The sequence below is a fragment of the Mycolicibacterium llatzerense genome (assembly GCF_025331195.1).
Taxonomy (GTDB): Bacteria; Actinomycetota; Actinomycetes; order Mycobacteriales; family Mycobacteriaceae; genus Mycobacterium; species Mycobacterium llatzerense.
In genome coordinates, this window is record NZ_LXOV01000018.1 from 140,237 (window position 1) to 158,687 (window position 18,451).

17 protein-coding genes are annotated in these 18,451 nt (G+C 68.0%); 7 read left to right on the forward strand and 10 right to left on the reverse strand.

The window, feature by feature from the left end:
* The first annotated feature begins 30 nt into the window (after positions 1–30).
* Together A7G45_RS30315 and A7G45_RS30320 are read left to right on the forward strand one after the other, a co-directional pair.
* On the forward strand, positions 31–1,164 hold the full coding sequence (locus tag A7G45_RS30315) for an Mrp/NBP35 family ATP-binding protein (RefSeq protein ID WP_043984804.1): 1,134 nt from the start codon (positions 31–33) through the stop codon (positions 1,162–1,164).
* A 28-nt stretch (positions 1,165–1,192) separates the two neighbouring features.
* Positions 1,193–2,197, forward strand: coding sequence for a beta-ketoacyl-ACP synthase III (locus A7G45_RS30320; RefSeq protein WP_260942485.1), 1,005 nt, complete (start codon positions 1,193–1,195; stop codon positions 2,195–2,197).
* A 10-nt stretch (positions 2,198–2,207) separates the two neighbouring features.
* Here A7G45_RS30320 and A7G45_RS30325 read toward each other — a convergent pair whose 3' ends face one another.
* From A7G45_RS30325 to A7G45_RS30350, 6 genes are all read right to left on the reverse strand, one after another.
* A complete protein-coding gene (locus A7G45_RS30325; RefSeq protein WP_260942488.1) occupies positions 2,208–3,119 on the reverse strand; it encodes an acyl-ACP desaturase in 912 nt (303 codons plus the stop codon).
* 136 nt (positions 3,120–3,255) lie between these two features.
* Positions 3,256–4,956, reverse strand: a complete 1,701-nt coding sequence (locus A7G45_RS30330; RefSeq protein ID WP_260942491.1) for an aldehyde dehydrogenase family protein — start codon at positions 4,954–4,956, stop codon at positions 3,256–3,258.
* Positions 4,957–4,983: 27 nt separating this feature from the next.
* Positions 4,984–6,147: a DUF2306 domain-containing protein gene (locus tag A7G45_RS30335; RefSeq protein ID WP_260942493.1), complete on the reverse strand. Its 1,164-nt coding sequence runs from the start codon at positions 6,145–6,147 to the stop codon at positions 4,984–4,986.
* Positions 6,148–6,268: 121 nt separating this feature from the next.
* Entirely contained in the window at positions 6,269–6,934 is a 666-nt protein-coding gene (locus A7G45_RS30340; RefSeq protein WP_051954861.1) for a TetR/AcrR family transcriptional regulator, read from the reverse strand.
* An 85-nt stretch (positions 6,935–7,019) separates the two neighbouring features.
* Positions 7,020–8,711 (reverse strand): aldehyde dehydrogenase family protein, encoded by a 1,692-nt coding sequence (locus tag A7G45_RS30345; protein ID WP_260942499.1) that lies wholly within the window; start codon positions 8,709–8,711, stop codon positions 7,020–7,022.
* 41 nt (positions 8,712–8,752) lie between these two features.
* Positions 8,753–9,838, reverse strand: a complete 1,086-nt coding sequence (locus A7G45_RS30350) for an oxygenase MpaB family protein (protein WP_260942501.1) — start codon at positions 9,836–9,838, stop codon at positions 8,753–8,755.
* Positions 9,839–9,981: 143 nt separating this feature from the next.
* Between A7G45_RS30350 and A7G45_RS30355 the strand changes: the two genes are divergently transcribed.
* Positions 9,982–10,689 (forward strand): TetR/AcrR family transcriptional regulator, encoded by a 708-nt coding sequence (locus tag A7G45_RS30355; RefSeq protein WP_260942505.1) that lies wholly within the window; start codon positions 9,982–9,984, stop codon positions 10,687–10,689.
* Between the two features lie 5 nt (positions 10,690–10,694).
* On the opposite strand, the gene tatB is transcribed toward A7G45_RS30355, so the two are convergent.
* The 4 genes from tatB to sigE all read right to left on the reverse strand — a co-directional run bounded on the left by tatB (position 10,695) and on the right by sigE (position 14,017).
* Positions 10,695–11,114, reverse strand: coding sequence for a Sec-independent protein translocase protein TatB (tatB, locus tag A7G45_RS30360; protein ID WP_043395469.1), 420 nt, complete (start codon positions 11,112–11,114; stop codon positions 10,695–10,697).
* Positions 11,114–12,607, reverse strand: coding sequence for a serine protease HtrA (gene htrA / locus A7G45_RS30365; protein WP_308204185.1), 1,494 nt, complete (start codon positions 12,605–12,607; stop codon positions 11,114–11,116). Before htrA ends, tatB begins: the two co-directional genes overlap by 1 nt.
* Positions 12,608–12,691: 84 nt before the next feature.
* Positions 12,692–13,099 (reverse strand): anti-sigma E factor RseA, encoded by a 408-nt coding sequence (gene rseA / locus A7G45_RS30370; protein WP_133764405.1) that lies wholly within the window; start codon positions 13,097–13,099, stop codon positions 12,692–12,694.
* Between the two features lie 84 nt (positions 13,100–13,183).
* On the reverse strand, positions 13,184–14,017 hold the full coding sequence (sigE, locus tag A7G45_RS30375; protein WP_043395475.1) for an RNA polymerase sigma factor SigE: 834 nt from the start codon (positions 14,015–14,017) through the stop codon (positions 13,184–13,186).
* Between the two features lie 249 nt (positions 14,018–14,266).
* On the opposite strand from sigE, the gene A7G45_RS30380 reads away from it, so the two are divergent.
* The 4 genes from A7G45_RS30380 to A7G45_RS30395 all read left to right on the forward strand — a co-directional run bounded on the left by A7G45_RS30380 (position 14,267) and on the right by A7G45_RS30395 (position 18,451).
* On the forward strand, positions 14,267–15,022 hold the full coding sequence (locus A7G45_RS30380; protein WP_260942515.1) for an O-methyltransferase: 756 nt from the start codon (positions 14,267–14,269) through the stop codon (positions 15,020–15,022).
* Between the two features lie 221 nt (positions 15,023–15,243).
* Positions 15,244–15,903: a TetR/AcrR family transcriptional regulator gene (locus A7G45_RS30385; protein ID WP_260942518.1), complete on the forward strand. Its 660-nt coding sequence runs from the start codon at positions 15,244–15,246 to the stop codon at positions 15,901–15,903.
* Positions 15,900–16,817: an ABC transporter ATP-binding protein gene (locus tag A7G45_RS30390; protein ID WP_260942520.1), complete on the forward strand. Its 918-nt coding sequence runs from the start codon at positions 15,900–15,902 to the stop codon at positions 16,815–16,817. Before A7G45_RS30385 ends, A7G45_RS30390 begins: the two co-directional genes overlap by 4 nt.
* The gene (locus A7G45_RS30395) at positions 16,814–18,451 is read left to right on the forward strand and encodes an ABC transporter permease (protein WP_260942523.1); all 1,638 of its coding nucleotides are present in this window, start codon (positions 16,814–16,816) and stop codon (positions 18,449–18,451) included. Before A7G45_RS30390 ends, A7G45_RS30395 begins: the two co-directional genes overlap by 4 nt.

Genomic DNA, 18,451 nt, shown 5'->3' on the forward strand with positions numbered 1-18,451 from the left:
TGCTGACCGGCAGGCATAGACTCGCCGCTGATGTCTGCTGAGCTGAATGCCGCCGTGCGCGCCGCACTGGGCAAAGTTATCGACCCTGAACTGCGCCGTCCGATCACCGAGGTCGGCATGGTCAAGGATGTGACCGTCGAATCCGACGGCGCCGTCCACGTCGAGATCTACCTGACCACGTCGGCCTGCCCCAAGAAGACCGAGATCACCGATCGGGTCACCGCGGCCGTCACCGACGTGCCGGGCACCGGCACCGTCAAGGTGACCCTCGACGTGATGAACGACGAGCAGCGCGCCGAACTCCGCAAGCAGCTGCGCGGCGACGACAAGGAACCCGTCATCCCGTTCGCCCAGCCGGGTTCGTTGACCCGGGTGTACGCGGTGGCGTCCGGCAAGGGCGGCGTCGGCAAGTCCAGCGTGACGGTGAACCTGGCGGCCGCGCTGGCCGCCAAGGGTCTGTCGGTCGGCCTGCTCGACGCCGACATCTACGGCCACTCGGTGCCCCGGATGATGGGTGTGCAGGATCGCCCCACCCAGGTGGATTCGATGATCCTGCCGCCGGTTTCGCACGATGTGAAGGTCATCTCCATCGCGATGTTCACCCAGGGCAACACCCCTGTGGTGTGGCGCGGGCCGATGCTGCACCGGGCGCTGCAGCAGTTCCTGGCCGACGTGTACTGGGGCGACCTCGACGTCCTGCTGCTCGACCTGCCGCCCGGCACCGGCGACATCGCCATCTCGGTGGCGCAGTTGATCCCCAGTGCCGAAATCCTCGTCGTCACCACGCCGCAGATGGCTGCCGCCGAGGTCGCCGAGCGCGCCGGCGCCATTGCGGTGCAGACCCGTCAGCGCATCGTCGGCGTGGTCGAGAACATGTCCGGACTGACCCTGCCCGACGGCACCACCATGCAGCTGTTCGGCGAGGGCGGCGGCGCCCAGGTCGCCGAAAGCCTCACGCGCACAGTCGGTGCCGAGGTTCCGCTGTTGGGCCAGGTCCCACTGGACCCGCGGCTGGTCTCGGCCGGCGACACGGGTGTGCCGCTGGTGCTGTCCGACCCTGACACCGCCGCCGGCGCCGCACTGCGCGGTATCGCCGACAAACTGTCCAGCCGCAAGCGCGGCCTGGCCGGCATGTCACTCGGGCTCGACCCGGCTGGGCGCTGACCTCCCTCTGTCCGACAGGAATCATCAAGTGACACATATCCATACGCGCAGCGGCGCACAGAACGTCGGCCTGCTGAGCGTGGCGGCCTACCGCCCCGGACGCGTCGTCACCAACGACGAAATCTGTGAAACCATCGATTCCTCGGACGAATGGATCTACTCCAGGACCGGCATCAAGAACCGTAGGTTCGCCGGGCCCGACGAGTCCGCGGTCAGCATGGCGTGCGAGGCCGGCCGCCGGGCCTGCGCGGCGGCGGGACTGTCCGGCGCCGACATCGACGCGGTGATCGTCGCCACCAGCACCAACTTCCGCAACACCCCGCCGTGCGGGCCGCAGGTCGCCACCGAGATTGGCGCACAGGGCATTCCGGCTTTCGACATCGCCGCGGGCTGCGCCGGGTTCGGGTACTCGCTGGGCGTGGCCGCCGACATGATCCGATCGGGCAGCGCGGGCCGCATCCTCGTGGTGGGCTCGGAGAAACTGTCCGACGCCATCGACATGACCGACCGCGGCAATGCCTTCATCTTCGCCGACGGCGCCGCCGCGGTGGTGGTGGGACCGACCGACGAGCAAGGCATCGGGCCTACTGTCGCCGGTAGCGACGGCGAGCAGTCCGGCGCCATCGTGCAGGACCTCAGCTGGATCGACTTCGCCGAGAACCCTTCCGGACCAAGGCCTTTCCTGCGTATGGAGGGCCAGACCGTCTTCCGCTGGGCGGCCTTCCAGATGGTCGACGTCGGCAAGCGCGCCATCGCGGCGGCGGGCCTGACGGTGGACGACATCGACGTGTTCATCCCCCATCAGGCCAACGGCCGGATCAACGAGCTGCTCGCCAAGGGGCTGGAGCTGGGGCCCGAAACCGTTATCGCCCAAGACATTCAGGACGCCGGTAACACCTCGGCCGCCTCGATTCCGCTGGCGATGTTCACCCTGCTGGACACCGGCGAGGCCAAGCCCGGCAGCGTGGCACTGCTGCTCGGCTATGGGGCGGGTCTGGCCTACGCCGCCCAGGTCATCCGGCTGCCGGGATAACTCCCGCGGCTCACCCGGAGACGGTGGCCAGTTTGCGCTTCTCCTCGTAGAACCGCGCGCGCTCGTCGAGCAGCCCGAGGAACCCGACCAGTTCCTCCCGGGCCTTTTCGCCAACCGGGCCAAAGTCGTTGCGGTCGAAGATGTTCCAGAAGCGCAGCACCGGGACCAGGACGTCGTCGTGGTGGATGCGCAGGTCATAGATGCCGGCCTTGGCGATGGTGAGTGCGTTCTTGGTGAAGTCGGTCATCCCCTGGCCGGGCATCGCGAAATTGATGACTTCATCGCGGATGGCGACCATCGCATCGTCCGGGGCGATGTCCAGCGCCGCGGCCATCAGGTTGCGGTAGAAGACCATGTGCAGGTTCTCGTCGGCCGCGATGCGGGCCAGGAGCTGGTCGGCCAGCGGGCAACCCGACGCCCGGCCGGTGTTGCGGTGCGAGACGCGGGTGGCCAGTTCCTGGAACGACACGTAGGCCAGAACGGACAGCGCGCTCCGCTCTCCCGCGTCGTAGCCGGCGACGGTGTGTTCCATGCGAAGCCGCTCCAAAGCGACGGGATCGACGCCGCGGGTGACGACCAGATAGTCCCGCAGCGCGATGCTGTGGCGCCCTTCCTCGGCCGTCCACTGCCCGACCCAGGTGCCCCAGGCACCGTCACGGGAGAACCGGGTGGCGATCTCTCGGTGATACGACGGCAGGTTGTCCTCGGTCAGCAGATTGACCGTCAGCGCCGTTTTGGCGACCGGGTCCAGCGGTGAGTCCTCCGGCTGCCAGTCCTCGCCGCCGAGGAATGCGAAATCACGCCCGCGGCTCCACGGCACGTAGTCGTGCGGGAACCACTCCCGCGCCGTCTTCAGGTGCCGGTCGAGGTTCTGCGCGACGACGGGCTCCAGTTCATAAAGCACAGCTGCCTGGGTATCCATGGGTCAATCCCTCCATCGTTGGCCAGCGTCAGGTCCACATCTCACAAACCTACGGTACCGTAACCTACGGTACCGTAGGTTAGCGTTCGATGACCAGATGTTGACGAACCCGCACCGCCACAACGGCGCCGACGGACTACCCGCGGAAGGCCTCGCTGAAGATCGCCGGCAGCTTGGCCCAACTGGGCTGCGCACTGAACTTGGTCAGCAGCTCGGACACCCGCGCCGCGGTCTTGTTGGTGACGAACCAGCTGGGCTTGGGTGAGAGCGCCAGCTCTCCGCCGAGCACGGAGCGGGGGAACGGACGGAACGGCCCGTAGATGACGCTGCGTTCGATGTTGTCCAGCAGATGAGCGTTGTGGACGATGCCGATGCCGGAGCCGACGTTGTCCAGGGTGTTGCCGGGATACGCACCCCAACTCAGCCCGGGCACGAGGAATCCGATCGCACTCCACACGTTGACGCCGATGGTGCCGTAGTGCAGTTGCGCCAGCGCGTCATCGAACGCGGCGCCCATCGCACGGCGATCACCAGGCGCGACGATGATGCTGGCGCCGAGGGTGCCGTAGAGGGAGTTGTTGGCGAATTCCACTGCATTGCCGAAGAATTCGGCGCCCGTGCCGGGCAGGCTGGTGTAGCCCAGGACCGGGGCGAAGTACTCGGTGGTGAAGAGGTCCTGCGCCGTGTCGGGCGTGACCTCGATGAGGACCCGGTCGCCGATACGCTCGGCCGCCGGGTAGCGGCCGGTGGCGGCGTCGAGCTTTGCGCCGGAGCCCGGATACCAGGCCGGGCGCGCCGGCAGCGACGTGAGGACGTCACGAAGCGCGGCGAGGAATTGATCCTTCTGATCCCAGTCGGCCGACAGGATCAGCGCCTGGCCGGCGATGCAGTTGTGGCCGGCGTTGTGCAACCGCTGGGTGGCGACGTGCTCTGCCTGGAACTTGAGATCGGCTGCGCTCCACCGGCCCGGGACGACGATGATCGGCGAGACGCCGCCCAGCTCACTGGTGATCGGCTTGTCCAGCTTGGGGGTGCTCGGCTTGTCGCTCTCGGTCCCCCACACGATCAGGTCGTGGGTCCGCTGGGCACCGGTGATGTGCACGTGCCTGATCCCGGGATGGCCCGTCAGGTAGGCCCCGATTTCCGGTCCCCCGTTGATGATTCGCAACAGGCCCGCGTCGAACAGCGGGCCGAACGCGGCGGCGTACACGTCGGACAGGGTGCTGAAGGTCGGGTTGAGTTTGAGCACGCTGGCCCGGTTGTGGGCGATCAATTCGTAGAGCACGTCCAGCGGCCCGATGGAGCTGATGTTGCCGGCGCCCAGCACCAGGCCCACCCCGCCGTTTTCGCCGGACCGGCGTGCCCCCAACCCCGCTGCGGCGACGGCCTGCTGCGCCGACACCCCCGGGGACAGCCACAGCTCGCCGCGAAAGCCGTTGAACAGGTTGAATTCATACAGATTGCTCGGCAGCACAGTGAAGGTGGTCCGCCCACCCGGGGCGGTGCCCGCCTTGAGGCCGTGCGCCGGGGACCGGCCCTGGCTCAGTTTCTCCAGGCTGTCGATCACCGCGGCGAACCCCGATAGCGCGGCATAGGGCCCGGACAGCCATTCCTCGCCCTCCCACGGTCCGGCGGGCGTGCTCTTGGCGGCCACCGCGGCTCGCGTCCAGGCGTCGGCAGCGTCCGCGATGGCCGCACGGGTCCGCGTGAGCAACGCAATCCGTCCCGGCAGATCGAGCGCGGCCCAGCCGGCCGCACCGGCCGTCAGGTCAGCGATGTCGCGGTCGACCTGAGCCTGGTCGATGGACGCGGTAGGTGTCGCGTAGTCAGATGCCATGCGGCACTTCTCCTTTGAATATTTGGGTCAGGCCAGGGCCAGTTGGTCGGCGGGGGCGGGAGTCCGCCGGCGAACGCGCGCCTGCCACACCACGAGCGCGAACGCTGCGGTGATCGGCAGCGACGCACCGACCATCCCGCCGGCGAGCACCGCGTCGGTGGCGGTGTAGACGGGCGCCGTGAGCAAGGCGGTCACGCTGGCAGCGACCGGCGCCAGGGCCACCCCGGCCAGCAGCCAGCGCCAGCGCTGTTCGCGAACGCCGTCGCCGGCCACGCGGGCATTGCGGATACCGGCGACGGCGATCGCCGCGGCCAGCCACACCGGGACGAGGTGGTACGCCAGTACCGCATCCGGCACAGCCTCGGGCAGTCGCGAGAACAGCACGGTGTAGATCACCGATCCGAAAATGGCCACTGCCAGCCACATTCGGTAACCAGGTGCCGTGGTGGCGGCATCCGCACCACCGCCGCGACCACGATTGGTCAGCATGAACGCAACCGCGGCGCCGAACGGCGCGAGGACACCCCCCAGAATCGAGGCGGCCCCCAGATTGGTGAGCAGGTCATGCTGAGGGATGACGGGCTGCACGCCGATCCACAGCACCCGCAGCAGCGGAGCCGTCATCATCAAGGCAATGCTGTAGCCCATCCAGGCGCGGTGACTGACGACGTCACGCCGCAGGATTGCCACGAAACCGAGCCAGCCGCTGCCCAGAGTGCCGATTGCCAGTCCCCACAACTGCAGATCGAAGGCGCGGCCGATGAAGTGATGGACCGGCATGGTCATGGCCAGAAAGGCGATCGCGCACAACATGCTGACGGTCATCAGCGCCAGGTAGGCGCGTCCGGTCCAGCGGTGGATCGCCGGGCGGCGCGTGCGCAGCCGGGTCGAGAACTGGAACATCGCCGCACCCAATGCGAGCGCGCCGAGCGTCGTGTGGATACCCATCACCACGCGATGGCGGGCGTAGTCGGCATGCCGTACGTCTTCCACCGAGCCCGCGCCGACGGCGTAGGCGTGGCCGTTGATGAGTTCATTGATGCCGTCCTGCAGCCGGGGCGTCCCGGGTGAGAACACCGGCCACATGTAGTTGATCGCCAACGGCAGGTACAGGAACGCCACTGCCGCGATCGCATAGAACAGCACCCGGGACATCGGCAGGTGCGCCCGGGATGAAGTTTGCGGGGACATCGTCGACCACCATTTCTCGACGGCCGTGCGGGACCGTCATTTGGAGTTGACCTCTAATTTAGAGTTCAACTCCAAATTGCGCAATAGGCGCGAGCCCGCGACTGCCGGGCCACCGGCGTGACTACCCCTGGAGGGCCTCCGGCTGCACCACGACTCCCCGGCGGAAAATGCTCATCGCCTGCAGCAGCGCCTGCTCGACCTCGTTCGCCGTGAGCTGCGCCTGATCTTGACGCAACGCGAGGGCAGCAACCCCGTTCCAGGCGCCGAACAGAAAGAACGACATCAGCCGACTGTCTATCGGCTGCAGCTCGCCCGCGTCGATCGCGGCCTGGATTCGCTCCTCGAACATGGACCGCAGCAGGTGCATCCGCTCGGCCACCAGACCGTCGGTCGGCAGTCCCGGCCCAGCGAGCGCGTTCACCGACAGGTAGCGAGTCAAGGCCGGGTGCTCGACGAGCAACCGCATGTACGCGCGCCCGGCCTCCACGACTTGTTCGAACGGCGAGCCGTCGCGCGCGTACGCCGCGGTCAGCGTCGTCATCGACATATCCAGGAGCCGTTCCACCGCGGCGGTGACCAGCGCATCTTTGGTGCCGAAGTGGCCGTACACCGACGCCGGAGAAATGCCGGCAACCTCGGCCACGTCGTCGACCTTGATCGCATCGGCCGAATGCTGCGACAGCAACACCTCGGCCGCGTCCAGGATCGCCGCCCGGGTACGCATCCGGCGGCGCTCCCCCCGCGCCCGGGCCGCCGCGTCTGCGTCACTGCCGTGGTTGCTTGTCACACCAAAACACTAGCGAGAACCGAAAGGCCGGCCCGTGGCTGACCACGGACCGGCCTTTCGAATCAACGACCCCCGGGGAAATCCATCAGCCCCGCAGCGCAGAGACGAAGATCGCGGGCAGTTTGGCCCAGCTGGGCTTGCCGGTGAACGCGGTGAGGAGCCGGCCCGTGGAGGCGGCCGTGCGGTTGTTGACGAACCACGGCGGCTTCGGCGAGATCGACAGCTCGCCACCGATCAGCGAGCGCGGCGAGGGGCGGAACGGCCCGCGCACCACCGTGCGCTCGGGCTTCTCGAGCAGGAATCCGTTGTGCACCACACCGATTCCGCTCTGCACGTCACTGAGCGTATGCCCGGGGAACGCGCCCCAGGTGGCGTGCGGGGTCAGGTATCCGACGCCGGTCCAGGCGTTCACCGCCACGGTGCCGTAGTGCAGCGCCTCGATCATGGCGTCGAAGGCCATGCCCAGCGCCTTGATGGTGGCGGGCGCCGCCACGATGTTGACGCCCAGGGTGCCGACGAAGTCCTCGTTGGCCAGGCGGGTGGCCGCACGGACGAATTCGACGCCGTCGCTGTCCAGGTCGATGACTCCGTACACCGGCGAGAAGTACTCGGTGTTGAGCAGCGCGGTGCGGTCCTCGGGGTCCACCACCAGCACGCGATCGCCGATTCGCTGAGCCTTCGGATACGTGGCCTCGGCGCTGGCGACGCGGGCATCGGAGCCCGGGTAGTACGCCGCGCGCTGGGGCGCCGCGGCGATGGCCTTGGTCAGGGCCGCGACGAACTCGTCGCGCTGCGCCCACTTCGAGGACAGCACGACGACCTGCGACGCGACGCAGTTGTAGCCGTTGTTGTGCAGCCGCTGGGTGGCGATGTGGTTGGCCTGGAACGCAATATCGGCCTTGCTCCACTTGCCGGGTACGACGATGGTCGGCGACACCCCGCCGAGCTCGCTGGTGATGTCCTTGTGCAGGATCGGCTCGCCCGCGGCCTTGCGCCGGGCGCCCTCTTCGCCGACGCCGAAGACGATGGCGTCGTGCGTCAGCGCGCTGCCGGTCATGTGCACGTGGTCGACCGCGTCGTGCTGCACCAGGTAGGTACCGACATCCGCGCCGCCGGTGAGGATCCGCACCGCGCCGAGCGCGATGAACGGCGCCAGCACCGTGGTCAGCACCGGCAGGAGCGGATCGGTGACCGGGTTGAGCTTGAGCGCCACCACCCGGTTGTTGGCGATCAGCTCGTAGACGGTGTCCAGCGGGGCGATGGACGTGATGTTGCCGGCGCCGAGCACGACGCCGATCCCGTTGGTCTTGCCCGGATCCCGCTGTGCCAGACCGGCCGTCCGCACCGCTTCGTCCCGGCTGACGCCCGGCTGCAGCCACACCTGCGCGCTGAACCCGGACAGCAGCAGCTTGTCGAAGATGTTGAGCGGCAACACATCCACCGTGGTGCGGCCCGCGGCGGTGCCGAAGGTGGCACCGTCCAGCGGGCTCGTGCCGGCCTCCAGCTTGGCCAGACTCGCCGACAGCGCGGCAGCCCCGGCGGCCAGCGGGTACGGCCCGGAAATCCACTCCTCACCGACCAGCGGCGAGTCCGGATTCAGTTGTTTGATCCGGATCGCGGCCTCGACCCATTCGGCGCCGTGCTGCACCGCCAGCTGCTGCACGTCGTCGAGAATTTCCCGTCGACGTGCCAGAGGGGTTGCCGCCCAGGCCTTCTCGCCTTCGGCGAGCTCATCCAGCGCCTGGTCCACCAGGGCCGTGTACGCAGTGTCCGTCATGTACTGAATTCTCCCGGTGGTGCGGTCGGTATGGGCCGGAATCAGCCGGCGTGTGCTTCGAATTCCAGCAGCGCGTCGCTGTGGTTGTGCTCGTACGGCTTCGGACCCTGTCCGACGGCCCGCTTGGCGACGAGGGCCTGGTACTGCTCGAACGGCGTGGTCCGGCCGAACTTCTCCCGCGCCTCGGCCGGGGTGTAGGTGACGGGGTACTGCGCCGGAATCTTCATCAGCGTCGGGCCGACGATCGGCGTGGTGTGCGGGGTGGTGAAGTCCAGGATCGCCAGTTCCAGCCGCGGGATGCTGGAGACCGCCCGCAGGAATGGACGCGCTATCAACTTGGCGATGACGTCATCGGAGTAGTTCTGCGGGATGCCGCCCAGCGTGCGCATCCACTTCGGCATCGTGGCGATGATCGCGCGGCGCATCGGCCAGTTGAACACGCGGCGCATCCAGCTCGGCACCCGCTCTGGCAGGATGTGATAACCCAGGTCGACCAGGTAGTTCATCATGTTCTGGGCCACCTCGGAGCCGGCCATCTGCGGCCGGAACTGCTCGAAGTACTGCTGGATGCCCTCGCGCGTGCGCGGCACGTCGTCGGGGTTGATGGTCTGGAATTCGGCGGCGCGCGCGCACTCTTCCCAGTACTGCAGTTCTTCGGCTTCGGTCAGCTTGCCCGGCCCGAACATCTCGTAGGTGTAGAGGATCGAGTGCCACGCGGTCAGGTGGATCCACAGCTGCGAGTACGGGTCGTTGGCGTCGAACTGCTTGCCGGTGATCGGCTCGGTGCCGACGGCCTTGCCGTGAATCTTGACCAGGATCTCGGAAGCGTCCAGCACAGCCTCGGCGTCACCGAAGGCGACCAGCGCGAAGTACTGCATGGTGCGGTCGTAGCGCAGCCGGGTCCGGGCGTACACCTGGCCGCTGGCGTCCACCGCCGCCGCGAGGAAAGGGTCGAGGTGCTCGATGGTCACGGCGCGGGCGAAGCCCAGCAGCAGTGACGTCGGGTAGCTCCACACCCGCCAGGTCACGGAGTCGGGTCCGAAGAAGCCGTAGTCGACCGCGGGCGTCAGCTTCGTATCGGCGACGGGCAACCCGGCAACGCGGCGAAATGTGGATACGGCATCCATCGTCGTTCCCCTTTGAACAGGAAGGCGCCACCCTCTGGCGCGACGCGCTAGATGGTACGCCACGTACCACTAGATAGCTAGACTCCCACTGATTGGATGCATCAGGTAACTCCCGACCAGGTACATGAGGTAAACAAGGAGCCATGGCGAGTGCCACCACCGGTCGCTGGGCCGGCCAACGCGAGCGCAGGCGCGCTGAGTTCATCGACGCTGCCCTCGTGGTGATCGAGCAACACGGACCCCAGACCTCGACCGAGCAGATCGCCGCGCACGTCGGCGTCAGCCGCACCAAGCTGTACCGGCACTTCGTCGACGCCGCTGACCTGCAGCGCGAGGTCGCGCACCGCACCAGCCAGATGATCACCGCCGAGCTCGCGCCGGTGTGGCGGCCCGAGGGCAGCATGGCGCAGATCGTGCAGGCCGGCGTGGGCGCGCACGTCCACTTCCTGATCCAACACCCGAATCTGTACCGCTACCTGCAGCGATGCTCCATCGATGAGGGCTTCAACGCCTTCGCCGACATCAAGATCACCATCGCCAACCTGCTGACCGCGGTGCTCAAGGTGTACGTCGCGGCATTCGATGTGCAGGCCGACGCCGAGCGGTTGTCCTACAGCATCGTCGGCCTGGTCGAGACCGCCGCGGGGCACTGGCTCGAACAGCCGCTGCGCGACAGCCAGGACGCGCTGGTCGCCGACCTGACCCGCTGGATCTGGTTGATGCTCGACGACTCACTGCGCGCCGGCGGCGTCTACGTCGCCGCGGACGAAATCCTGCCGCCGGCCGCGGAGATCGCCGAGAATTCGGATCGCTACCGGGATCCGGCGCGCCTACAGGCCCTGAATCTCTAGCTGCGTCAGGTCGCGTCGGGGTCGAACGTCGTCTTCCCCGGCTGCGGTGCGGGTTCGGTGGTGCCCGGCGTGGGCGGCACACCATTGACTTCCGGCGTGGTCAGCGGCTTCGTCTGGTCCGGGGTCGCGGTGCCGAAAGCGCCGGTGATGAACGAATCGTCACCGTCCAGCAGATGCTTGGTCAGCGCCGCGCGCGGCGTCATACCGCGCAGTTTCTGCAGTTCGCTGAGGGGTTGACGCAGGTCCTCGAACTCCGGGCCGAGATCCTGGCGCAGCTGACTGGTCGCGCCGCTGAGGTAATCCCGCACCTGCTTGAGGCTGCCGGCCGTCCACCGGATGGCGCCGGGCAACCGCTCCGGACCCAGGATCACCAGGCCCGCGATGACCAGCACGAGCATCTCGCCCCATCCGATGTTGCCGAACATCAGCTGGCCGGGGTGTCTGCGTTTGGTACCACGGTGAGCGTCACGTGCCGGCCATCGCGAATCACCTCGATGGGCGCCGGCTGACCGATCTGCAGCTGCCGTACGGCAACCACGAACTCGTCGGCGTCGGCGACCTTGCGGGGACCGACCTTGACCACGACGTCGTTCTCGAGGATGCCGCCCTTCTCGGCGGGGCTGCCGGCGACGACGTTCACGACCTGGGCGCCCGAAGCGACCTTGTCACTGGCCGACTTGGCGTTCAGGCCCAGCGTCGGGTGGAAGATCTTGCCGTCCTTGATCAGGACCTCGACGGTGGCCTTGACCTCGTTCACGGGGATGGCGAAGCCCAGACCACTGGCGCTGTCGGACAACGACTTTCCGGCCGTGTTGATCCCGATGACCTCGGAATTCATGTTGATCAGCGGGCCGCCCGAGTTGCCGTGGTTGATCGACGCATCGGTCTGGATGCCGTCGATGACGGTGTCGGTGTCGGACCCTTCGCCGGACAGCGGCACGGGGCGGTGCAGCGCGCTGATGATGCCGTGGGTGACGGTGCTGCGCAGGCCCAGCGGGGCGCCGGCGGCGATGACCTCGTCACCGACCTTGACCTTCTCGGCATCACCGAACTTCGCGACGGTCAGGTTGTCGACGTTGTCGACCTTGAGCACCGCGAGGTCGGTCTTGGGGTCACGACCGACGAGGTTCGCCGGGACCTGCTTGCCGTCGTTGAACACCACGGAGATGTGGTACTTGCTGGGGTCCTTCGCCGCGTCGGAGATGACGTGGTTGTTGGTCACGACGTAGCCGCGCCCGTCGACCACCACGCCTGAGCCCTGCGACCCGTCGGTGTCCCCCATCGCCTCGATGGTGACCACCGAATCTGCCACGGCGGCAGCGACTTTCGCGAACCGGCCGGCAGGCAGATCGCCGCCGTCACTGGTCTTCAAGGTGACCTTGGAGGTGGTGAAGGCCTCGACCACCTCGGCGGTCTTGCGCCCGACGACGCCGCCGACTATGCCGACCACCAACGCCAGCACGGCCAGCACCGCCAGCGCGGTCATCGAGACCTTGCGCCCGAACAGCACGTCACGCACGCCGAGCTTGCCGACGGGAGCGGTGACCACCACCGGAGGCGGCGCGGGCAGCGCCGGGGTGCCGAGTGACGGCGCGGCCGACGGGTCGCGCCAGGGGTCGGCGACCGCCTCGTCGTCGTCCTTGCCCTCGGCCGCCAGCGCGCCGGCGTCGGCGGGGTGACGTTGCAGCGAGTCGGTGGCAGCACCCGGCCGCCCGAACGCTTCGGCCAGCACGGGATCGGGCGCCTGATTGGTCGGGGTGTACTCCCCCTGGTTCCGGATCTGGTCCTCGGCGAGGAACGAGCCGGTGAAGCCGTCGGGCCGGCCGAACGCACGCTGCGACGCCGGGTCCACCGGGGTGCGCGTCACCGGACGCGGAGCCAGACGGGGGCGATCGCCGGACATGTCCTGATTCGTCACCGGTGTTCCACTCCCCATCTGCTGGCTTTGTCCGTACGGCCCGTCTGGGCGGGCGCGACGGCTAGTCAAAATTCAGGCTCAACCCTACCGGCGACGACGACGTTCCCGCGGCGGCCGGTCGGCAAAGTCCTGGTCTTCAATTCCTGACGCCTGAATATCCACGAACTGCATCGATGCGTCGTTGGGGATGTTCGCCAAGGCGCCCAGCAAAGAATTGGGTGCGATGATCGGGCACGAATCGCGTAACGCACTCCGGGCCTGACCCTGGGCATCCACCTCGGCGGCGCAATCCGGGCACTGGGACAGGTGATGGGCGGCACGCAAGTGGGCGCCCATCTGCAGTTCACCGTCGACGAATGCGGCGATGGCCTCGATGGCCAGGTGCTCCGTGGACCCGAAGCGTCGCGGGCCGACGGGCCCGTCACTCTGGGAGGCGAACTGGGCGGGCAGCCAGGAGAACGCACGACGGAACAACTGTCCCCGGTCGACCATCACCGAGCTCCTCTCCGCGCCACGTCCGCGTTGCCGTTACTACTGAATGTAGCGCGACAACCTGGGACGGATGCGTCACAACGCTCAGGCAGACTTGGCGGAGATCGCCGCAGCCGCCTCGGAGTAGTCACCGGGGTGGCTGGCCAGGTACTCCCGCAGCGCTTGCCGGCCGCGGTGGATACGACTGCGCACGGTGCCGAGCTTGACGTCGAGCGTCGCGCCGATCTCCTCGTACGACAGACCTTCGATGTCGCAGAGCACCACAGCTGCGCGGAACTCCGGGGGCAGCGAGTCGAGCGCAGCCTGCAGGTCCGGCCCCAGCCGGGAATCGTGGTACAGCTGCTCGGGGTTCGGATCGTCGGCCGGCACCCGGTCGTAGTCCTCGGGCAACGCCTCCATACGGATACGGGCGCGGCGCCGGACCATGTCCAGGAACAAGTTGGTGGTGATGCGGTGCAGCCAGCCTTCGAAGGTGCCCGGCTGGTAGTTCTGCACCGAGCGGAACACCCGGATGAAGGTCTCCTGGGTGAGGTCTTCGGCGTCCTGCGGGTTACCCGACAGCCGGTAGGCCAGCCGGTACACGCGGTCGGCGTGCTGCCGGACCAGCTCATCCCACGACGGCATGGTCGCCACGTCGCCGGTGGCGTCGAAGACGGCGGTGCCGGTCAACTCGTCGCTGACTTCGGCCCAATCCAACTCAACCTCGGGCGCCGAGACATGGGACATGTGCGTCGGGGCAAGCATCGCGGGGGCCGGCATGGCGGTCGTGGCAATCTCCAGTTCGGTCGGTTCATCGTCGTAGTTACACGACGCATCAGCAGCAACCGGTACCTGGAGTCCGATATTCCCGATGCCGCGGATATCCGGCGACTGCCGGAGCCCGGAATCGCTTTGCAGATCGTTCACACTTGCGTGCATGGCGATTACGGTTCCCCACCCTGGTGAGGTTGATGTATGAGCAAACTGAACTTTTCCTGAGAAACCGGATTCCAGGGCCATGACCTGCGGATACCCCGAGAATGTTGGCCAAAACTTAACCTTGCGTCCCGGGTGTGTCGCGCTGCCGCTCAGGGTTGCCTCTCAGCCTCCCGATGGGCCGGCCCGCCACCTCATTCTGTTGAGCGTGTGCTGAGCGGCGGCTTGCTGGGTGTTCGTTACGCTGCGGATATGTCCAGCACCGATGACCCGACGGTTTCGGCCGGCCAGCCCGCGCCGGCCCAGCCGGCTCCGGCCGCCCCTGCGCAGGCGACGCCAGCCCAGCCCGTCGCAGCTGCACCCGCCGCCGCTCCCAAGCCCAGCACGGCCGAGGCCATCGTCAAGCACGCCGAGCGGTCCATCACCGAGGAACCGATCACCGCGGCGGCCCGGGAACGGGCCGAGGAGAGCGGGGCCAACCCGATCACCCCGGCCGTGGGCGCGCTGCTGAGCGTGCTGGCGAAGATCGCGTCGGCCAAGGCCGTCGTCGAGGTCGGGACCGGCGCCGGTGTCAGCGGGTTGTGGCTGTTGTCCGGCATGCGCGACGACGGCGTGCTGACCACCATCGACATCGAGCCCGAGCACCAGCGGCTGGCCAAGCAGGCGTTCGTCGGCGCCGGTGTGGGACCGTCCCGGACCCGGCTGATCGTGGGCCGCGCGCAGGAGGTCCTGACCCGCCTGGCCGACGAGTCCTACGACCTGGTGTTCATCGACGGCGAGCCCGCCGACCAACCGCAGTTCGTCGCCGAGGGCGTCCGCCTGCTGCGGGCGGGCGGCGTGATCGTCGTGCACCGGGCCGCGCTCGGCGGCCGGGCCGGCGACGCCTCGGCCAATGACCGCGACGTGACGGCAGTTCGCGAGGCCACTCGCGCCATCGCCGAGGACGAGCGGCTGACCCCGGTCCTGGTGCCGCTGGGCGACGGACTGTTGGCGGCCGTCCGCGACTGATCTCAACTCCCGCGAGCGTGCGTGTCTGCACCTAGACACGCCGCTCCACCCGTGCTGTTCCCGCACGTTCGCCGCCGCTGAGCGGGACCAAAATGCACACGCCTGACGGCGTGGCGGCTGCAGACACGCACGCTCGCCGATGGATCGGCTGCAGGATCTTTACGGGCTCTTGACGGTCAGATGCTTGACGACCGACTGAACGAGTGTTTAGCGTATTGAACATGCGTTCAGCCGAGGACTTCACCACCGTCGCCCGAATCCGCGACGCGGCCATCGAACAGTTCGGCCAAAACGGGTTCTCTGCCAGCGTGCGCAGCATCGCCACGGCCGCCGGGGTCAGCGCGGCCCTGGTGATCCACCACTTCGGTTCCAAGGAAAAACTGCGCGAAGCGTGTGATGCCTACGTCATCGAGACCGTCCGGGCGGCCAAGAGCGAGTCGATGCAGAACGCCAGCCCGGCTGCATGGTTCGCGCAGATCGCCGAGATCGAATCCTTCGCACCGCTGACGGCCTATCTGATGCGAGCGCTGCAGACCGGTGGTGACCTGGCCAAGTCGTTGTGGCAGAGCATGATCGAGAACGCCGAGGGCTATCTCGAAGAGGGCGTCCGGGCCGGCACCCTCAAACCCAGCCGCGACCCCAAGGCCCGCGCCCGGTTCCTGGCTCTGACCGGCGGTGGCGCACTGCTGACCTACATCCAGTTGCACCCCAACCCGACAGATTTCCGCCAGGTGCTGCATGACTACGCCGAGGACATGCTGCTGCCCTCGCTCGAGCTCTACACCAATGGCCTGATGACCGATCCGACCATGTACGAGGCGTTCCTGGCGCGACGCGAAGCAGGCACACCCATCGTCACCACCACCGAGGAGTCAATGTGAACGCCGCCATCGAAATCGACACCCTGACAAAGAACTTCGGCGCAGTCCGGGCTCTCGACGGGCTGAACCTGAGAGTCGAGCGAGGTGAGGTGCACGGCTTCCTCGGACCCAACGGCGCGGGCAAGTCGACGACCATCCGCATCCTGCTCGGGCTCGTCCGCGCAGACTCCGGCACGGTGCGCCTGCTCGGCGGCGACCCGTGGACCGACGCGGTCGCACTGCACCGCCACATCGCCTACGTACCAGGCGACGTCACGCTGTGGCCGACGCTGACCGGTGGCGAGACCATCGACCTGCTGGCCCGCATGCGCGGCGGCATCGACGAAAGGCGCCGCGCCGAGCTCACCGAGCGGTTCGACCTGGACCCCACCAAGAAAACCCGCACGTACTCGAAAGGCAACCGGCAGAAGGTATCGCTGATCTCCGCGTTCGCCTCCAACGCCGACCTGCTGCTGCTCGACGAGCCCAGCAGCGGCCTGGACCCGTTGATGGAGAACATCTTCCAGCAGTGCGTGGCCGAAGCCGCCGGCCGCGGCGCCACCGTCCTGCTGTCGAGCCACATCCTGGCCGAGACCGAGCGACTGTGCCAGCGGGTGACCATCATCCGCGCCGGCCGCACCGTGGAGACCGGGACGCTGGAGTCGATGCGGCACCTGTCGAGCACCACCATCAAGGCCGACATGTTGAACAACCCGGGCCGGATCGACCATCTCCCAGGGGTTTCCGACATCTTCTTCGACGGCCGGACTCTCACGGCCCGGGTGGAATCCGAAAGCCTCGGCGCCGTCATCAAGGCCATCGGCGATGCCGGGGTGCGCTCGCTGGTCAGCCAGCCGCCCACCCTCGAGGACCTGTTCCTGCGGCACTACGACAACGGTCGTGCGCGCCGCGAACCCGAGCAGGTGCGGGCATGACCGCCGTACTGGACCGCCCGGCAGGGTCCGCCCGACCTGCCGCCGGCGCTTCCAGCTTCACCGGAACCGTTGGGCTGCTTCGCCTTTACCTGCGTACCGACCGGATAGTGCTGCCGCTGTGGGTGCTGCTGCTGTCCCTGCCGCTGTCCACGGTGTACATCGGCAGCATCGAGGCCGTCTACCCCACCGCGGCGGGCCGCGCCGGATTCGTCGCGAGCATCATGGCCAGCCCGGCGCAGCGCGCGATCTACGGCAACATCTACAACGACAGCCTCGGCGCCGCCGGAATCTGGAAAGCCGGCATGTTCCACGTGCTGATCGCCGTCGCCGTCATCCTGACTCTGATCCGGCACACCCGCGCCGACGAAGAGGCCGGCCGCACCGAGTTGATCGACTCGACGGCGGTGGGCCGCAACGCAAGCCTGACCGCGGCGCTGCTGCTGACCGGTGGCGCCTCGCTGCTGACCGGGCTGATCGGGTTCCTCGGACTACTGAAAACCGATGTGCCCGTGCTGGGCTCGCTGGCCTTCAGCTGCGCACTGGCCGCCTCCGGGCTGGTCTTCACCGCCGTCGCCGCGGTGGCCGCACAACTGTCCGCCAGTGCCCGTGTCGCCCGCGGCGTCGCCTTCGGTGTGCTCGGCGCGGCGTTCACCCTGCGGGCGGTGGGCGACGCCAGCGGCAGCGAGCTGTCCTGGGCCTCTCCGTTGGGGTGGTCGCTGTTGGTGCGCCCGTATGCCGGCGACCGGTTCGGGGTGCTGGCTCTGCATCTGACACTGACCGTCGCGCTGGTGGTGCTGGCCTACCAACTTCAGGGCACCCGCGATGTCGGGGCCGGGATGTTCGCCGAGCGCCGCGGCCGTCCCCGGGCCACCGGAATGCTGAGCGGCCCAACGGGATTGGCGTGGCGACTGAGCCGCGGTTCGGTGCTGGTGTGGACCGTCGGGCTGGGACTGTACGGGCTGCTGGTCGGCAGCGTCGTGCACGGCATCGGCGATGAGCTGGGCGGCAGTGGCTCGGCGCGCGACATCATCACCCGGCTCGGTGGCACCGGCGCGCTCGAGCAGGCATTCGTCTCGATCGCCTTCAACATACTGGGCATGGTCACCGCGGCGTTCGCGGTATCGCTGGCGCTGCGGCCCCATCAGGAGGAGACCGGCCAGCACGCCGAGACGCTGCTCGCCGGTGCGGTGAGCCGAATACGTTGGCTGACCGGATATCTGGTGATCGCGCTGGCCGGTACCACCGTCGCGATGCTGACCTCAGGACTGCTGGCCGGCGTGACCTACGGCGCCGCGGCCGGCGATATCGGTGGCAAGCTGCCGCAGGTGCTGGGCTCCGCGGCGGTGCAGCTGCCCGCCATCTGGCTCCTGGTGGCGGCGACGACCGTCCTGTTCGGCGCGGTGCCGCGGTTCGCCCCGGCGGCCTGGGGCGTGCTGGTCGGCTTCATCGCGGTGTATCTGCTTGGTTCGCTGGCGAATTCACCGCACTGGATATTGGACCTCGATCCGTTCAGCCACATCCCACGGGTCGGGTCGGACAGTTTCACCGCGACACCACTGGCCTGGCTGCTGGCCCTGGACGCAACTCTGATCATCGTCGGCGCCTTGGCCTTCCGGCGCCGCGACCTACGGTAG

Coding starts and splice junctions, on each gene's coding strand:
- rseA (WP_133764405.1), bottom strand. CDS start 13,099: ATGGTCGACCGGGGACAGTTGTTCCGTCGTGCGTTCTCCTGGCTGCCC.
- A7G45_RS30355 (WP_260942505.1), top strand. CDS start 9,982: ATGGCGAGTGCCACCACCGGTCGCTGGGCCGGCCAACGCGAGCGCAGG.
- A7G45_RS30395 (WP_260942523.1), top strand. CDS start 16,814: ATGACCGCCGTACTGGACCGCCCGGCAGGGTCCGCCCGACCTGCCGCC.
- A7G45_RS30385 (WP_260942518.1), top strand. CDS start 15,244: ATGCGTTCAGCCGAGGACTTCACCACCGTCGCCCGAATCCGCGACGCG.
- A7G45_RS30380 (WP_260942515.1), top strand. CDS start 14,267: ATGTCCAGCACCGATGACCCGACGGTTTCGGCCGGCCAGCCCGCGCCG.
- A7G45_RS30350 (WP_260942501.1), bottom strand. CDS start 9,838: ATGGATGCCGTATCCACATTTCGCCGCGTTGCCGGGTTGCCCGTCGCC.
- sigE (WP_043395475.1), bottom strand. CDS start 14,017: ATGCACGCAAGTGTGAACGATCTGCAAAGCGATTCCGGGCTCCGGCAG.
- A7G45_RS30315 (WP_043984804.1), top strand. CDS start 31: ATGTCTGCTGAGCTGAATGCCGCCGTGCGCGCCGCACTGGGCAAAGTT.
- A7G45_RS30345 (WP_260942499.1), bottom strand. CDS start 8,711: ATGACGGACACTGCGTACACGGCCCTGGTGGACCAGGCGCTGGATGAG.
- tatB (WP_043395469.1), bottom strand. CDS start 11,114: ATGTTCGGCAACATCGGATGGGGCGAGATGCTCGTGCTGGTCATCGCG.
- A7G45_RS30330 (WP_260942491.1), bottom strand. CDS start 4,956: ATGGCATCTGACTACGCGACACCTACCGCGTCCATCGACCAGGCTCAG.
- A7G45_RS30325 (WP_260942488.1), bottom strand. CDS start 3,119: ATGGATACCCAGGCAGCTGTGCTTTATGAACTGGAGCCCGTCGTCGCG.
- A7G45_RS30335 (WP_260942493.1), bottom strand. CDS start 6,147: ATGTCCCCGCAAACTTCATCCCGGGCGCACCTGCCGATGTCCCGGGTG.